This window comes from Streptomyces sp. NPDC058620, assembly GCF_042717135.1.
Lineage (GTDB): Bacteria > Actinomycetota > Actinomycetes > Streptomycetales > Streptomycetaceae > Streptomyces.
The window spans coordinates 1-15,285 of record NZ_JBHXQO010000018.1 but is presented as its reverse complement, the minus strand read 5'-3'; the positions used below and the strand labels follow the sequence as shown (position 1 = coordinate 15,285).

Below are 15,285 nucleotides of genomic sequence, written 5' to 3'. Positions count from 1 at the left end.
TCGATCGGACATAGGTCCGATCTGTGCGCTGGCAGCGATCGTATCCCGCAGGGGTAAACGTGAGGCAATGCCCGTGCATACTCCCGGTTGCGACCCGCACCTCCCTGCCTGGGCCGACCTCAGCAGCGTACCCCCCGAAGTTGCGGAACAGGAGGCCGCGCCCCTTCTATCGCAGGGCCTCACCGGTGGCGGCCAGGCCGGTCGCCGCACGTTCCAGGTCCTCGGCCGCGCGGTTGATCCGCTGGGTGGTGACGTTGACCTGGCGGCCCAGCCGCTGGGCCTCGATGAAGACCTTGACTGCGAGTACGCCGAGAACGGCGATCCCCAGGAACCCCAGGGCGATGGCGAACATGGGCCAGAACATGCGGCGGTGCCTCGATGTCGTCGTGTTCTACAGGGCGGTGTGGAGGCGCAGCGTCCGCACCCCTCCACCGGTGAGGAGTTCGATGATGCGCTCCCCCGCGGGCTTGCGGACGGCGGAGTCGCACATGGGGCAGGTGAAGGAGTAGAAGGTGGTGCGGCTGCTGGCGCCGATCGCGAGACGCAGGGCGCCCGCCGCGAGTTCGAAGCGCTCGCGGCAGTCGGGGCAGGCGGCCCTGAACCGTACGGCGGCGGGCACCGGCACCGGGACGGGCGCGGCGACCGGCACGGTTGTGACATCCGACATCACAGACATCCGCTCCATTTCTCTTCCGCTCCGCTCGGCGCTCAGGCCACGTCGTCGTACGCGGCGAGCGCGTCCCGGGCCGCCTCGCGCGCACTCTGCGCGAGTTCCGGCGGGGAGACGATCCGCCCTTCCCCGCCGAGTCGCAGTGCGAGCCGGCGCAGCGAGGCCGGGTCCGGGGTGCGCAGGGTGATCCGGAGACCGCCGTCGGGAAGCTCCTCCGCGCTGTCGTGCGGGTAGTACTCGGCGACCCACCGGCCACCGGTCCCCACCTCGATCACGACTTCCGGGTCCTCGGCAGCCGGCTGCACCAGCCCTTCGGAGAGGTCCCGCAGCTCCAGCTCCGGCGGGGCGGCCGGGGCGTCCAGGAGGCGGATCTCGGCGACCCGGTCCAGCCGGAACGTGCGCCGGGCCTCGGAGAGCCGGCACCACCCCTCCATATAGGTGTGGCCGACGGCGAACAGCCGGATCGGGTCCACCTCGCGCTCAGTGAGCTCGTCGCGCGCCGGGGAGTAGTAGCGCAGCCAGAGCCGGCGCCGCTCGGAGATCGCCCGGTCCACATCGGCGAAGACGCCGCCCTCGGCCTCGAAGGTGACCGAGAGCCGCGAGCTGGCGGCCCCCACCTCTCCGGCCGCCGTCTCCAGCTTGGCCGTCGCGCGGACCAGCGCGAGCCGGTCGCTCTCGCGGAGCCCGGGCAGGGTCGCCACGGCGCGGGCCGCGACGAGCAGGGCGGTGGCCTCGTCCGCGGCGAGGCGCAGGGGTTCGGCGACGTCGTCCGGGTTGTGCCACCAGATCCGGTCACCATCGGTGTCGATGTCGAGGAGGTCCCCGCCCCGGAAGCTCGTCCCGCACATGGGGAGCACGTCCAGGTCGGAGATCAGCTCGTCCTCGGTGATCCCGAAGGCCCTGGCGACGTCCTGGACGTGGGCGCCGGGGCGCTCACGCAGATAGGTCACCAGGGACAGCATCCGGCGGGTCTGGTCGATCGCGTTCGTGGCCATGAGCTACGGGTCCCCTCAGTCCTTGGCCACGGCGCGCAGCCGGTCCACCACATCGGCCCGCAGATCGGCGGGTTCCGTCACGACGACGTCCGGACCGAATTCGACGAGCCAGGCATCCAGCCCGTGTCCGTACGGAATCTCCAACTCGTCCCAGCCGTTGCCGAGTTCCCGGACAGATATCGCCCGGGACCTCAACGGGTAGCCGGACCCGGACCGCAGCCTGATCCGCGCGGTCCTGGTGGCGGTCTCGCCCGCCCAGCTCTCCACGGTCTCGCGCACGGTCACCACGTCCGGCACCTGGGCGGTGAACGCCCCGGCGCGCGAGCGGACCCGGCCGGTGATCCGGGAGAGCCTGAAGACCCGCTCGGCACCGCGGTCACGGTCCCAGCCGGCCAGATACCAGTGGCCGCGCCAGCACTCCAGGGTCCACGGCTCGACCTGGCGCTGCTCGTGGCGGGCGGCGTTGCCCTTGCGGTAGTCGAAGGTGACAGGCCGGCGGTCGCGGCAGGCGAGCATCAGCGGTTCGAACGCGGCCTCGTGAACCGGGATACGGGGTTCAAGGGCGCTGTGCACCTCGTAGGCGTCCTCGGCCTCGGGCATGCCCGCGGCCCGCAGCTTCTGCAGTGCTCCGCTGGCCGCTCCGGCGAGGCGGGCCTGCTGCCACACCTTGGCCGCCAGTCCGAGAGCGGCGGCCTCCTCGGCGTCCAGGGTGATGGGAGGCAGCCGGTTGCTGTCCCGGCGGGCGAGATAGCCGGTCTCGCCGTCCAGATTCTCCACGGTCTCGATGACCAGACCGAGTTCGCGCAGATCGTCCTTGTCCCGCTCGAACATCCGGTTGAAGGAGTCGTCGGTACCCGCTTCGAGGTACGCCTCGATGGACTCGCGGAGCTCGCGCTTGCTGAGCGGGCGCCGGGTACCCAGCAGGCACAGCGCCAGGTTCATCAATCGCTCGGCCTTGGCAATCGCCATCGGCGCCCTTTCTCTACGTGCTCTCCGACCCTCGACCGTACCGCCCCGGGGTGTCCGGACAAAAGCGAGGGCCCGTGCCTCACGGCACGGGCCCTCGTTCACACGCGACTGGGGATCAGACGCCCATCAGGTCGCAGACGAAGATCAGCGTCTCGCCGGGGGCGATGGCACCGCCGCCGGCGCCGCGGTCACCGTACGCGAGGTGCGCGGGGATGATCAGCTGGCGACGGCCGCCGACCTTCATGCCCTGCACGCCCTGGTCCCAGCCCGCGATGACCTGACCGGCACCGAGCTGGAACTTGAGCGGAGTCCCGCGGTTCCACGAAGCGTCGAACTCCTCGCCGGTGGAGTAGGCCACACCCACGTAGTGGACGGAGACGGTCTGGCCGGCCTTGGCGACCTCGCCCTCGCCCTCCCAGATGTCCTTGATCTCCAGGTCGACCGGCGGCTCGCCACCCGGGAAGTCGATCTCGGGCTTCTCGATGCTCACTGAATTGCTCCTCTAAATGATGAACTGGGCAACCGGGACAGTCTTACATCTTTGCCAGGATGTCGACTGCGAAGACCAGCGTCGACTTGGCGGGGATGCTCTGCTGCGCCTTGTCACCGAACGCCTGGTCCGGCGGGATGACGAGCAGCACACGACTGCCGACCTTCTTGTCGACCAGACCGTTCTTGAGCCCCTTGAGGGTGATCTGAGCCAGCGGGAAGGTCTGGGTCTTGCCCTGTTCGTAGGTGCTGTCGAACTTCTTGCCACCCTTCCACAGCAGACCCACGTAGTTCACGACGACGCTGTCGCTCTCCTTGATGACCGCGCCGTCGGACTCCAGGATGTAGTTGGAGACGAGCTTCTTGGGCGGGTCGCTCTTGGGAACCGTGACGGTCGGCGCCTTGCCGTCGGTCTTCGTGCCCACCTTCGGCAGGTCGATGTTGTCCTGAGCGACTTCGGTTCCCTTGGCCGAGGCCGGGATCTGTGTCGCCTTCAGAATGTCGACGACGAAGACGAGGGTGGCGTTGGGCTTGATGTCGCCCTGCCCCTGCGCCCCGTAACCGAGTTCCGGCGGGATGACGAGCTCGACACGGCTGCCGACCTTCTGGCCGACCAGGCCCTTGTCCCAGCCCTGGATGACCATGCCCGCGCCGAGCGTCAGATCGAACGGCTGCTTGCGGTCGAAACTGTTGTCGAACGGCTTCGTGGAGTCCCACGACTGCCCGAGGTAGTTGACCTGGATCGCGTCGCCGTTCTTGAGCTTCGCGCCGTCACCCTCACTGATGACCTCGGTCTGCAGCTCCTTGGGCGGGTCGCCCTCGCCCTTCGCGAGGGTGGGCTTCTCGCCGAACTTCGCGCCCGCGGTGATCGCGGGCACTCCGTTCTTGGACGAGGCGGAGTCGGAGCCCTTGTCGTCGCCACAGGCCGCTGTCGACAGCAGCAGGAGGGGGACGACGAGAAGGCCGGCAAGTCGGCGCACTGGTTCCTCAGATCTCAGACGGCACGTTGGTTGGGTCCCCCGACACTCTAGGGGGTGCCCAGCCGTTCGGTCCGGACCCCGGGAGACCGGCCCGAACGGCCGGGCACCCACACGTGGACGGGGCCCCGTACGAGGAACGTACGGGGCCCTGTCGTCACCATGAATGCCCGGGCGTCCTGCGCCAGGTCACATACCCGCGATCAGTTTCTCCACGCGGTCGTCCACGGACCGGAAGGGGTCCTTGCACAGCACGGTGCGCTGCGCCTGGTCGTTGAGCTTGAGGTGGACCCAGTCGACGGTGAAGTCGCGTCGCTGCTCCTGCGCCCTGCGGATGAAGTCCCCGCGCAGCCTCGCCCTGGTGGTCTGCGGGGGCACCGACTTGCCCTCGAAGATCTTCAGGTCGTTGCAGATGCGGGCGACCTGCCCCTTGCGCTCCAGCAGGTAGTAGAGCCCTCGGCGGCGGTGGATGTCGTGGTAGGCGAGGTCTATCTGAGCGACCCTCGGATTCGACATGGTCATGTTGTGCTTGGCCCGGTACCGCTCGATGAGCTTGTACTTCATGACCCAGTCGATCTCGGTGCCGATCCGGTCGAGGTCCTCCGCCTCGATCGCGTCGAGCGTGCGGCCCCACAGTTCGAGCACCTGGTCGACCGTGCCGGTGCGGATGCCCCGGCGCTCCACGAAGTCGACGGCCTTCTCGTAGTACTCGCGCTGCACCTCGATGGCCGATGCCTCACGGCCGCTGGCCAGGCGCACCTTGCGCTGTCCTGTGATGTCGTGGCTGACCTCGCGGATGGCCCGGATCGGGTTCTCCAGGGTCAGGTCGCGCATCACGGTGCCCGCTTCGATCATGCGGAGCACCAGGTCGGTCGCGCCGACCTTGAGCAGCATGGTCGTCTCGGACATGTTGGAGTCGCCGACGATGACGTGGAGGCGGCGGTACCGCTCAGCGTCGGCGTGCGGTTCGTCCCTGGTGTTGATGATCGGCCGCGAGCGGGTCGTCGCGGAACTGACGCCCTCCCAGATGTGCTCGGCACGCTGGCTTACGCAGTAGACCGCCCCGCGCGGAGTCTGCAGCACCTTGCCGGCACCACAGATCAACTGCCTGGTGACGAGGAACGGAATGAGGATGTCCGCGAGCCGGGAGAATTCTCCGTGCCGGGCGACGAGGTAGTTCTCGTGGCACCCGTAGGAGTTTCCCGCCGAGTCGGTGTTGTTCTTGAAGAGATAGACGTCGCCCGCGATTCCCTCCTCGTGCAGGCGGCGTTCGGCGTCGACGAGCAGTCCTTCGAGAATGCGCTCGCCGGCCTTGTCGTGCGTGACCAGCTCGGTCACGTTGTCGCATTCGGGGGTTGCATATTCCGGATGCGATCCCACGTCGAGGTAGAGGCGGGCGCCGTTCCGCAGGAAGACATTGCTGCTGCGGCCCCATGACACAACACGGCGGAAGAGGTAGCGCGCCACTTCGTCAGGTGACAGTCGGCGCTGTCCCCTGAACGTGCACGTGACGCCGTACTCGTTCTCCAGCCCGAAAATGCGGCGGTCCATGACTGAACATTACGCCTTATGGCCTGAGCTGAAACCGGGTTCGGCAGCACCGTTTCGATCATTTTCCGAACCCGTCACAACAGTGGGCGTACGCACGGGAACTGCGAGGACCCTTCCGGTGGCCAGCAGGACCACCAGCGCGGCCACTCCGCCCGCCCCGGCGACGGCGAAACTCCACGCCGTTCCGCCGAGCTCGACGGCCGGGCCCGCCACGGCCGTTCCGGCCGCCGCGCCTACGCCGAACGTGGTCACGAGCCAGGAGAACGCCTCCGTGACCGTGCCGCGTGGCGCGTGCCGGTCGACGACGATGAACGAGCAGGCGATGGCGGGCGCGAGGAACACGCCGGCGAGTGCGGCGAGGCCGGTCATGGCGGCCACGCCGGGGGTGAGCATCAGCGGCAGGTAGCCCAGCGCCAGCAGGGCGACGATGACGCGCAGCCGACGTTCGGGCGCACCGGCCCACTGCCGGGCCCCGTAGACCACTCCGCCGATCAGCGCGCCGAGGCCGAGGGCCGCCATCAGCCAGCCGTACACGGAGGCGTCTGCGTGGTCGTCGGCGTACGCGACGCCCGCCACCGTGATCGAGCCGAGGGCCAGCCCGACGAAGAAGAACGAGCCGAGCAGGGCGAGCAGTCCGGGCGCGCGCAGAGCGCCGAGCCAGTGCGCCTCGCGGGGTGCGGAGCGCCAGGTGCGGGAGGGCTCCGACAGGACGACGGACAGGGCTCCGAGTACGCCTATGGCGTTGATGACGAGGAGGGCCACGGCCGGTGACCAGAGCGCGACCAGCACCGTCACGAGCAGCGGTCCCACGGTGAACATGACTTCCTGGGCCACGGCGTCCATGGCGTACGCCCGGTGCACCCGGTCCTCACGGCCGAGCACGGTCGGCCACAGGGCTCGCAGCCCGCCCTCCAGCGGGGGCGTGCAGACGCCGGCGATGACGACCGCCAGATAGGCCAGGGGCAGCGGGTCGAGGCCCACGAGGGCGAACAGGGCCATGCCGAGCGCGGAGAGGACCGCGGCGGGGAGCTGGACCCGCGGCTGGCCGTGGAGGTCCACCGCGCGGCCGAGGAGGGGCTGCCCGACGGCCGTGGCGAGCCCGTAGGCGGCGGCGAGTGCGCCGGCCAGTGTGTAGCTGCCGCCCTCGGCGCGGGTGAACAGGACGATCGCGATGTGGGCGGTGCCGCTCGGCAGCCGCCCCACGAGGGTTCCCGTCAGCAGCCGCGTCGCGTGCCGCGCCCTGAGGACGTCCAGATATCCCGCGGCCATTCCTGCCCCTCTCCCTCGGACGGGTGTGCGACCCAATCGAGGTTTTACGTATAACGTCGAGACCCATACGTACCATGTGCGCAGTCCCGGGTCCACCTCGCGGTGTCCGGGCATCACGGCACGAGTGAGCACGGAGGCCCGAAGTGACCAGCGCGCAGCAGCCCGCCCCGGCACGGCCCACCAGCCGGGACGTGGCACGGGCGGCGGGAGTCTCCCAGGCCACCGTCTCCCTCGTGCTCGGCGACAAGTGGCGGGGAAGGGTGTCGGAGGTCACAGCCGGGCGCGTACGGGACAGCGCGGCGGCGCTCGGATATCGGCCGAATCTCGCCGCCCGCAGCCTGCGCCTCGGCAGCACCCGGACCGCGCTCCTCGTGGTCCCGGCCCTCACCAACGAGTTCTTCGCCCGCGTCTACACGGGCGCGGCCGGGGTAGCCGCCGCACACGACTTCGGGGTCGTGCTCTATCCGTCGCCGGACGGCACAGGGCCCGCCAGGGACCCCTTCGCCTCGGCCCGCGCCTCGCTCGACGGTGTGATCGCCTCGTCCATGGCCGCCGAGGCCCTGGGCGCGCTGCGCGGCGCCGGACTGCCTCTGGTGATGCTGGACAGCGATCCGGCCGATCCGGGCGCGGCGGCGCAGGTGAACCTGGACATCGCGGACGGCATGCGCCAGGTGACGGACCATCTGCTGGGCCTCGGCCACCGCCGGTTCGTCCACCTCGCCTCGGCCGTGGACTCCTGGACCTTCGCGATCCGCGCACGGGCGCTGCACGACACCCTTCGCGGCGTGCCCGACGCGGTCGTACGCACGTTCCCCGCCGCGCTCGACGTCGCGGCCGGGCGGGAGGCCGTGGAGGAGGCCCTGTCGGCTCCTGGCGCCCGGCCGACGGCGATCGTCTGTGACGACGACATCCTGGCCGCAGGGGCCTGCAAGGCGGTCCGCAGACGAGGTCTCCGGGTTCCGGACGACATCTCCGTGACCGGCTTCGACGATCTCGCTCTGGCGACGGCCGTGGAGCCGGAGCTCACCACGGTGCGGCTGCCCGCCGAGCGGGTGGGCGAGCGGGGCATGACGGCGCTGCTGGCCGTCCTGGACGGGCGGCCGGCGGAGCCGGGCAGCCTGCCCGTACAGCTGGTGGTGCGCGGCTCGACCGCCCCCGCGCCCCGTTCCTGACGGCTGGGACCTGCGTGACCGCCCGGACATGACCGTGCCCCGGCCCGCCGGCGGCGGTACGGGGCACGGCTACGGAGCGGGGGGCGGAGTGGGCTAGCCCTCGGCCGGGGGCTCCGTGGTCCCGCCGGCGCCCTTGGCCTCGGTGCTCCCGCTGGACCCGGTCGCCGTATCGGTGGAATCGGCGCTCTCGTCGTCGGAGGGAGCGTCCGTCGGAGCCCCGGCGCCATTCGCGTCCAGCAGGCGCGTCAGTTGCCGTCCGACGATCCGCTTGAACTTGCGCTGCTGTGGCCTCGTGCGGTCCAGGACCGCGACCTCCAGCCGTTCGGCGGGGATCTCCCGCTCTCCGCCGTTGGGTTCGCGCGACAGCGCCTGGACGGCCAGCTTGAGCGCCTCGGCGAGCGTCATGCCGTCGCGGTGGCGCTGATCCAGGAAGCTGCTGATCTGCTCGGCGTTCCCGCCGACCGCGACCGAGCCGTGCTCGTCCACGATCGAGCCGTCGTGCGGCAGTCGGTAGATCTGATCGCCCTCGGGCAGTGCGCCGACCTCGGCGACCACCAGCTCCACCTCGTACGGCTTCTCGGCCGCACTGGAGAAAATGGTGCCCAGAGTCTGCGCGTAGACATTGGCCAGACCACGAGCCGTCACATCGTCACGGTCGTAGGTGTATCCGCGGAGATCCGCGTATCGCACACCGCCGATACGGAGGTTCTCGTATTCGTTGTACTTACCGGCGGCCGCGAAGCCGATCCGGTCGTAGATCTCGCTGAACTTGTGCAGCGCACGGGACGGGTTCTCGCCGACGAACACAATGCCGTCGGCGTACTGCAGCACAACCAGGCTGCGACCACGGGCGATGCCCTTCCGGGCGTATTCCGCCCGGTCGGCCATGGCCTGCTGAGGTGAGACATAGAACGGCGTCGACACCGGCTATCCGTCCCTTTCTGTCAGTGACGAGTGCATCGAGGAGGCTGGGAAGCCGGTCAGAGCAGGGCGGCGCGCGGGCCGTCGGGCTCTTCCATCCGGCGCTCCAGCACGGCGCGGGCGATCTCTGCGGATTCCACGTCGGTCAGCTTCCGGAAGCCCTCGTCGGTGATGACGGTGACGATCGGATAGATCCGGCGTGCCACGTCCGGTCCCCCGGTCGCCGAGTCGTCGTCCGCCGCGTCGTAGAGCGCCTGCACCACCAGGGTCAGCGTCTGCTGCTCCGTCAGGTCGTCGCGGTAGAGCTTCTTCATCGATCCACGGGCGAAGATCGAACCGGAGCCGGTGGCCGCGTAACCGACTTCTTCCGAGCGGCCGCCCGTGACGTCGTACGAGAAGATCCGGCCCTTCTCGCGGTCGACGTCGTAGCCCGCGAAGAGCGGGACGACGGCGAGGCCCTGCATGGCCATCGCCAGATTGCTGCGGATCATCGTGGAGAGCCGGTTGGCCTTGCCCTCCAGGGAGAGCGTGGCACCCTCGACCTTCTCGAAGTGCTCCAGCTCCAGCTGGAACAGCTTGACCATCTCCACGGCCAGACCCGCCGTACCGGCGATGCCCACCGCCGAGTACTCGTCGGCCGGGAAGACCTTCTCGATATCGCGCTGCGCGATCATGTTCCCCATGGTCGCCCGCCGGTCACCGGCGAGTACCACGCCACCGGGGAAGGACGCCGCGACGATGGTCGTCCCGTGCGGTGCCTCGATGGCCCCCTGGAGGGGCGGCAGGCTCCGCTTGCCGGGCAGCATGTCCGGTGAGTGGTCGGACAGGAAGTCCATGAACGAGGACGAACCCGGCGTCAGGAAGGCTGCTGGTAGACGCCCGGTGCTACGAGTGTTGGCTTCCACGCGTTTCCCTCCAGGTATGCGATGGCCCTGCGCAAGGAGTCAGGATCATCCCCCAACTTGCCGATGGCCGAATTGCAGTTGAAGCAGTACGCCCCGGACCCTACCCGTCCTGTGGTGGTGATCCACATGGAGTTGCGGCCCGGGACGCACTTTCCACACCGTTCACATGAGTGGACTACTGTCCACCCTTCTGAACGAAGGAACGCACGAAGTCCTCTGCGTTCTCCTCCAGCACGTCGTCGATCTCGTCCAGGACCGAGTCGACGTCGTCGCTCAGCTTCTCCTGTCGCTCCGCGAGGTCCTCGGAAGCCTGCGCGTCCTGCGCCTGCTCCTCGACCTCCTCGTTGGAGCGCGTCGCCTTCTGCTGTCCGCCGCCGGTGTCCTTGGTCGCCATATAGCTCACCCCGCTCGGTTCGAAGCACTTGATCAGACCCTACCCATGGGGTCCGACATTGGCCCGGTACTTGTCTCAACGTCCGGAGGTCATCGGAATGATTCCCAGCCGGCGGCCCTTTCAGCCGCCCGAGAGCACCCGGACCAGCTCTTCCGCCGTACGGCAGCGGTCCAGGAGAGCCTTGACGTGCTCGCGCGTCCCGCGCAGGGGCTCCATGGTGGGCACCCGTTGCAGGGAGTCGTGGCCGGGCAGGTCGAAGATGACCGAATCCCAGGAGGCCGCGGCGACGTCGTCCGCGTACTGCTCCAGGCACCGGCCCCGGAAATAGGCCCTGGTGTCCTCGGGGGGCTTCGTACGGGCCCGCTCGACGTCGTTCTCGTCCAGCAGGCGCTTCATCTTCCCGCGGGCCGCCAGGCGGTTGTAGAGGCCCTTGTCGGGCCGCACGTCGGCGTACTGGAGGTCCACCAGGTGCAGCCGCGGGGCGTCCCAGTCGAGGCTGTCGCGGCGCCGGTAGCCCTCCATGAGCTCCTTCTTCGCGATCCAGTCCAGCTCGCCCGAGAGGCTCATCGGATCGTTCTCCAGCCGGTTGAGCGTGTCCTCCCAGCGGATCAGGACGTCCTTGGTCTGCTCGTCGGCGTCCGCGCCGTACCTCTCCTCGACGTACTTGCGGCCCAGCTCGAAGTACTCCATCTGGAGCTGCACAGCGGTGAGTGTCCGGCCGCTGCGGAGCGTGATCAGCTGTTGCAGCGAAGGATCGTGCGAGACCTGGTGCAGGGTGCGCACCGGCTGGTCGATGGCGAGGTCGACGTTGATGAAACCGTCCTCGATCATGGACAGGACCAGTGCCGTGGTGCCCAGCTTCAGATACGTCGAGATCTCCGACAGATTCGCGTCGCCGATGATCACATGCAGCCGGCGGTACTTCTCGGCGTCGGAGTGCGGTTCGTCGCGGGTATTGATGATGGGGCGCTTGAGCGTGGTCTCCAGGCCCACCTCGACCTCGAAGTAGTCGGCGCGCTGACTGATCTGGAAGCCGTGTTCATGGCCGTCCTGACCGATGCCGACCCGGCCCGCGCCGGTGACGACCTGCCGGGAGACGAAGAAGGGCGTGAGGTGGCGCACGATGTCCGAGAACGCGGTCTCCCGCTTCATCAGGTAGTTCTCGTGCGTGCCGTAGGAGGCGCCCTTGTTGTCGGTGTTGTTCTTGTAGAGGTGGATCGGCTGGGCGCCCGGGATCGCGGCGGCCCGCTCGGCGGCCTCCGCCATGATCCGTTCGCCGGCCTTGTCCCAGAGCACCGCGTCCATCGGATTGGTGATCTCGGGTGAGCTGTATTCGGGGTGCGCGTGGTCGACGTAGAGCCGGGCACCATTGGTGAGGATGACATTGGCCAGGCCGATGTCCTCGTCGGTGAGCTGGCTGGAGTCGGCGGTCTCACGGGCGAGGTCGAAGCCTCGCGCGTCGCGCAGCGGATTCTCCTCCTCGAAGTCCCAGCGGGCGCGGCGCGCCCGGTGCATCGCCGCCGCGTAGGCGTTGACGATCTGGGACGAGGTGAGCATGGCATTGGCGTTGGGGTGACCGGGGACGGAGATTCCGTACTCGGTCTCGATGCCCATTACTCGCCGTACGGTCATGCGGCCCTCCTTGCCCGGCGGCGCTCCCCTCCGGGAGCGGCGCTCAAGTACCGCTGCTTGTCCGGTGGGTGTGCGGTGCCCGTCCCCGCACTGCGCGACTCGGCGGTACGGCAGAGCCTAGAGCGCCATTGCGCCGGTGGGGAGATCAATTTCGTCATTGCTCCGATATGGCCGGAGCGGCCGGGAAAACAACCGGCTGCGGATGCCCGGCCGGGCATCCGCAGCCGGTCTGCGTTCTACAGGTACTGCCCGGTATTTGCCACCGTGTCGATGGAGCGTCCGGTGTCCGCGCCCTGCTTTCCGGTGACGAGCGTACGGATGAAGACGATCCGCTCGCCCTTCTTTCCGGAAATCCTGGCCCAGTCGTCCGGGTTCGTCGTGTTGGGAAGGTCCTCGTTCTCCTTGAACTCATCCACGCAAGCCTGGAGGAGATGGGAGACCCGGAGGCCCTTTTGGCCGTGTTCGAGGAATGCCTTGATGGCCATCTTCTTTGCCCGGTCGACGATGTTCTGAATCATCGCGCCGGAGTTGAAGTCCTTGAAGTACAGGACTTCCTTGTCACCGTTGGCATAGGTGACCTCGAGGAAGCGGTTCTCCTCGGACTCGGTGTACATCCTCTCCACGACGGACTGGATCATGGCGTGGGTGGCAGCCGGCTTGGAGTCGGCGTGCTCGGCCAGATCCTCCGCGTGGAGCGGCAGCGAAGGCGTCAGGTACTTCGCGAAGATGTCCTTCGCGGCCTCCGCGTCCGGACGCTCGATCTTGATCTTCACATCGAGGCGGCCGGGCCGCAGGATGGCGGGGTCGATCATGTCCTCGCGGTTGGAGGCGCCGATGACGATGACGTTCTCCAGGCCCTCCACACCGTCGATCTCGGCGAGCAGCTGGGGGACGATGGTGTTCTCCACGTCCGAGCTGACACCGGAACCACGGGTACGGAAGAGGGATTCCATCTCGTCGAAGAAGACGATGACGGGGGTCCCCTCGCTCGCCTTCTCCCGGGCACGCTGGAAGACCAGGCGGATGTGCCGCTCGGTCTCGCCGACGTACTTGTTGAGGAGCTCGGGTCCCTTGATATTGAGGAAGTAGCTCTTCCCCGCGGGCTTTCCCGTGACCTCGGCGACCTTCTTGGCCAGCGAGTTGGCTACGGCCTTGGCGATCAGAGTCTTGCCGCAGCCGGGCGGGCCGTAGAGCAGGATGCCCTTCGGCGGCCGCAGTTCGTGCTCCTTGAAGAGGTCGGGGTGGAGGTACGGAAGCTCGACCGCGTCACGGATCAGCTCGATCTGGTCGCCCAGGCCGCCGATCTTCTCGTAGTCGATGTCCGGAACCTCTTCGAGGACCAGTTCCTCGACCTCGCTCTTCGGGACCACCTCGTAGACGTAGCCGGACCTGGGTTCCAGCAGCAGGGCGTCGCCGGGCCGGATGGTGATGTCGAGCAGCGGCTCGGCGAGCCGCACCACCCGTTCCTCGTCGGTGTGCCCGACCACCAGGGCACGTTCGCCGTCCTCGAGGATCTCCTTGAGGGTGACGATGTCGCCGGCCCGCTCGAACGCCATGGCCTCGACCACGTTGAGCGCTTCGTTGAGCATGACTTCCTGACCTCGTCTGAGGTCTTCGAGCTCGACGCTGGGGCTGACGTTCACCCGGAGCTTGCGGCCCCCGGTGAAAATGTCGCAGGTGCCGTCCTCGTTGGTCTGCAGGAAGACACCGAAGCCGGCCGGCGGCTGTGCGAGCCGGTCGACCTCCTCCTTGAGCGCCACGATCTGGTCTCGGGCCTCGCGGAGCGTATTGGCGAGCCGCTCGTTCTGGGCGGACACGCCGGCCAGGTTGGTCTGCAACTCGACGATCCGCTCTTCGAGAATCCTCGTATGACGCGGAGAGTCGGCGAGCTTACGTCGCAGGACGGCGATTTCCTGCTCGAGATAGGCAACCTGGCCGGCTGGGTCTTCTGACCCCCGCGCGGGCCGGATGCCGCGGTTGATGTCGTCGTCGTGGGCTGCCACGGTCCTCACCTCCTCCAAGGGGAGCTGGACGCTTCCTGACCCTACCTGGGTGGGTGATGATTGAAACCCCTAGATCACAAAGACTCCGGGGCGTGTCCGATCTTCACCCTTGCGCTCTCCCTCACGCCAAGGGAATACCCACTTTGAGCACCGGAAAGCGGCCGGTTGTATCGTCGAAGCGTTCAACACCCGCCAGGGCTGGCTTCATTTGGTTCGGATACGCAGGGAACGGCAGGACATATGACCGTGCGGCAGGAAGCTCCGGGAGACAGCGCGACACAGGATCTGGAGGTCTGGATCGACCAGGACCTCTGCACGGGCGACGGCATCTGTGTGCAGTACGCACCCGAGGTGTTCGAGCTGGACATCGATGGTCTGGCCTACGTGAAGAGCGGCGAGGACGAGCTCCTCCAGGACAAGGGCGCCACGACGCCGGTGCCGTTGCCGCTCCTCCAGGACGTGGTCGATTCGGCCAAGGAGTGCCCGGGCGACTGCATTCATGTACGACGCGTTTCGGACAGCGTCGAAGTTTTTGGTCCGGACGCGGCGTAACGGCTGGGGCGCGGCGGGCGAGGTCGCTCAGGCGCTGCGCGCGAGGTCCTGCGCGGACCTGACGAAGGCGTTGCCCTTCCACTGCCAGCTGGCCTTCTCCTCCTCGTCGGGGCAGCAGCGCGGCACGTCCACCGAGGAGTAGCCGAGCAGCGTCGCCGAGACGATTCCGTCGTGCACGGAGAAGTCGGTGACCGACGTCTTCCGAGCGGGGTCCACCAGGGTCGCGACGACCCGGGGTGCGGCCCCGCTTCCCTGTGTCAGGACGTAGACGCCGCTGGGCGGCGTGCCCGTACCGGCGTCGCAGCGGACCACGGCCACGGTCTCGGGGCGGCCGTCGCCGTCGAGGTCTCCCGCCGCTTCGTCGGCCACCACGTACCGCGCGCCGCCGCAGTCGAGCGGGTAGGTCGCGGCTGCCGCGTCGGGGGCGGCCACGGGGGCGCTGCCCGGCCGGGAGGCGGCGGCGTGGCCGGATGCCGTCGCCGTGGCGGTCCCGGGCTGGAGCAGGCCCGCGCAGGCGACGACGGCTGCCATGGCCGTGGCCGTGGCGAGCCAGTGCACCGGCTTCGTGGCAGTGTGCGCGAGGTCCGGGAGCGCGGAGGTCTGCACGCGGTATATCTCCTGTGGTTCCTGGGGGCCTGGGTAGGCGGTGCCGGCTGCGCGTCGGCGGGCGGGGGGTGGCCAGCATCGTGCCACACCTCACACGACAGCGGAACGGTGGGGTCGGCACCGGCTCGTCGGGGCAACGAAAAGGCGCCGCTGCCGAGTTCCCGGGTCGGTCCGGGGAAC

General features: G+C 68.6%; 16 protein-coding genes and 1 pseudogene. 2 read left to right on the top strand and 15 right to left on the bottom strand.

What is annotated here, in order from left to right; genetic code table 11:
• Nucleotides 1–166: 166 nt before the first annotated feature.
• The 8 genes from ACFWSK_RS18875 to ACFWSK_RS18840 form a co-directional block, all read right to left on the bottom strand.
• The gene (locus ACFWSK_RS18875; RefSeq protein WP_383787243.1) at nt 167–364 is read right to left on the bottom strand and encodes a hypothetical protein; all 198 of its coding nucleotides are present in this window, start codon (nt 362–364) and stop codon (nt 167–169) included.
• Nucleotides 365–391: 27 nt separating this feature from the next.
• Nucleotides 392–667, bottom strand: a complete 276-nt coding sequence (locus ACFWSK_RS18870) for a hypothetical protein (RefSeq protein ID WP_383787240.1) — start codon at nt 665–667, stop codon at nt 392–394.
• A gap of 41 nt (nt 668–708) precedes the next feature.
• The gene (locus ACFWSK_RS18865) at nt 709–1,665 is read right to left on the bottom strand and encodes a helix-turn-helix transcriptional regulator (RefSeq protein WP_383787237.1); all 957 of its coding nucleotides are present in this window, start codon (nt 1,663–1,665) and stop codon (nt 709–711) included.
• Nucleotides 1,666–1,680: 15 nt separating this feature from the next.
• Nucleotides 1,681–2,634 carry a helix-turn-helix transcriptional regulator gene (locus tag ACFWSK_RS18860; protein WP_383787235.1) on the bottom strand — a complete coding sequence of 318 codons (954 nt, stop codon included), beginning with the start codon at nt 2,632–2,634 and terminating at the stop codon, nt 1,681–1,683.
• Between the two features lie 115 nt (nt 2,635–2,749).
• On the bottom strand, nt 2,750–3,124 hold the full coding sequence (locus ACFWSK_RS18855) for an FKBP-type peptidyl-prolyl cis-trans isomerase (protein WP_383787232.1): 375 nt from the start codon (nt 3,122–3,124) through the stop codon (nt 2,750–2,752).
• A 43-nt stretch (nt 3,125–3,167) separates the two neighbouring features.
• Nucleotides 3,168–4,103 (bottom strand): FKBP-type peptidyl-prolyl cis-trans isomerase, encoded by a 936-nt coding sequence (locus ACFWSK_RS18850; RefSeq protein WP_383787229.1) that lies wholly within the window; start codon nt 4,101–4,103, stop codon nt 3,168–3,170.
• Nucleotides 4,104–4,289: 186 nt separating this feature from the next.
• Nucleotides 4,290–5,651 (bottom strand): Pup--protein ligase, encoded by a 1,362-nt coding sequence (pafA, locus tag ACFWSK_RS18845; RefSeq protein WP_185301781.1) that lies wholly within the window; start codon nt 5,649–5,651, stop codon nt 4,290–4,292.
• Nucleotides 5,652–5,660: 9 nt separating this feature from the next.
• Complete coding sequence (locus ACFWSK_RS18840; protein ID WP_383787226.1) at nt 5,661–6,920, bottom strand: MFS transporter; 1,260 nt, start codon at nt 6,918–6,920, stop codon at nt 5,661–5,663.
• A 143-nt stretch (nt 6,921–7,063) separates the two neighbouring features.
• Between ACFWSK_RS18840 and ACFWSK_RS18835 the strand changes: the two genes are divergently transcribed.
• Nucleotides 7,064–8,092, top strand: a complete 1,029-nt coding sequence (locus ACFWSK_RS18835; RefSeq protein ID WP_383787223.1) for a LacI family DNA-binding transcriptional regulator — start codon at nt 7,064–7,066, stop codon at nt 8,090–8,092.
• 93 nt (nt 8,093–8,185) lie between these two features.
• Here the strand turns inward: ACFWSK_RS18835 and prcA are convergent, their stop codons facing one another.
• The 6 genes and pseudogenes from prcA to arc all read right to left on the bottom strand — a co-directional run bounded on the left by prcA (nt 8,186) and on the right by arc (nt 13,947).
• Nucleotides 8,186–9,016: a proteasome subunit alpha gene (gene prcA, locus ACFWSK_RS18830; RefSeq protein WP_383787221.1), complete on the bottom strand. Its 831-nt coding sequence runs from the start codon at nt 9,014–9,016 to the stop codon at nt 8,186–8,188.
• Between the two features lie 56 nt (nt 9,017–9,072).
• Nucleotides 9,073–9,918 (bottom strand): proteasome subunit beta, encoded by an 846-nt coding sequence (prcB, locus tag ACFWSK_RS18825; protein WP_383787218.1) that lies wholly within the window; start codon nt 9,916–9,918, stop codon nt 9,073–9,075.
• Nucleotides 9,870–10,056, bottom strand: a pseudogene (locus tag ACFWSK_RS18820) (endonuclease VII domain-containing protein); the annotation flags it as partial. The gene prcB and the pseudogene ACFWSK_RS18820, both read right to left, overlap by 49 nt.
• Nucleotides 10,057–10,093: 37 nt before the next feature.
• Entirely contained in the window at nt 10,094–10,312 is a 219-nt protein-coding gene (locus ACFWSK_RS18815; protein WP_382729049.1) for a ubiquitin-like protein Pup, read from the bottom strand.
• 120 nt (nt 10,313–10,432) lie between these two features.
• The gene (dop, locus tag ACFWSK_RS18810) at nt 10,433–11,944 is read right to left on the bottom strand and encodes a depupylase/deamidase Dop (protein ID WP_383787214.1); all 1,512 of its coding nucleotides are present in this window, start codon (nt 11,942–11,944) and stop codon (nt 10,433–10,435) included.
• 236 nt (nt 11,945–12,180) lie between these two features.
• Complete coding sequence (gene arc / locus ACFWSK_RS18805; RefSeq protein ID WP_383787211.1) at nt 12,181–13,947, bottom strand: proteasome ATPase; 1,767 nt, start codon at nt 13,945–13,947, stop codon at nt 12,181–12,183.
• 240 nt (nt 13,948–14,187) lie between these two features.
• On the opposite strand from arc, the gene ACFWSK_RS18800 reads away from it, so the two are divergent.
• Complete coding sequence (locus tag ACFWSK_RS18800; protein WP_383787209.1) at nt 14,188–14,499, top strand: ferredoxin; 312 nt, start codon at nt 14,188–14,190, stop codon at nt 14,497–14,499.
• A gap of 27 nt (nt 14,500–14,526) precedes the next feature.
• Here the strand turns inward: ACFWSK_RS18800 and ACFWSK_RS18795 are convergent, their stop codons facing one another.
• Entirely contained in the window at nt 14,527–15,105 is a 579-nt protein-coding gene (locus ACFWSK_RS18795) for a hypothetical protein (protein WP_383787206.1), read from the bottom strand.
• Nucleotides 15,106–15,285: the final 180 nt, after the last annotated feature.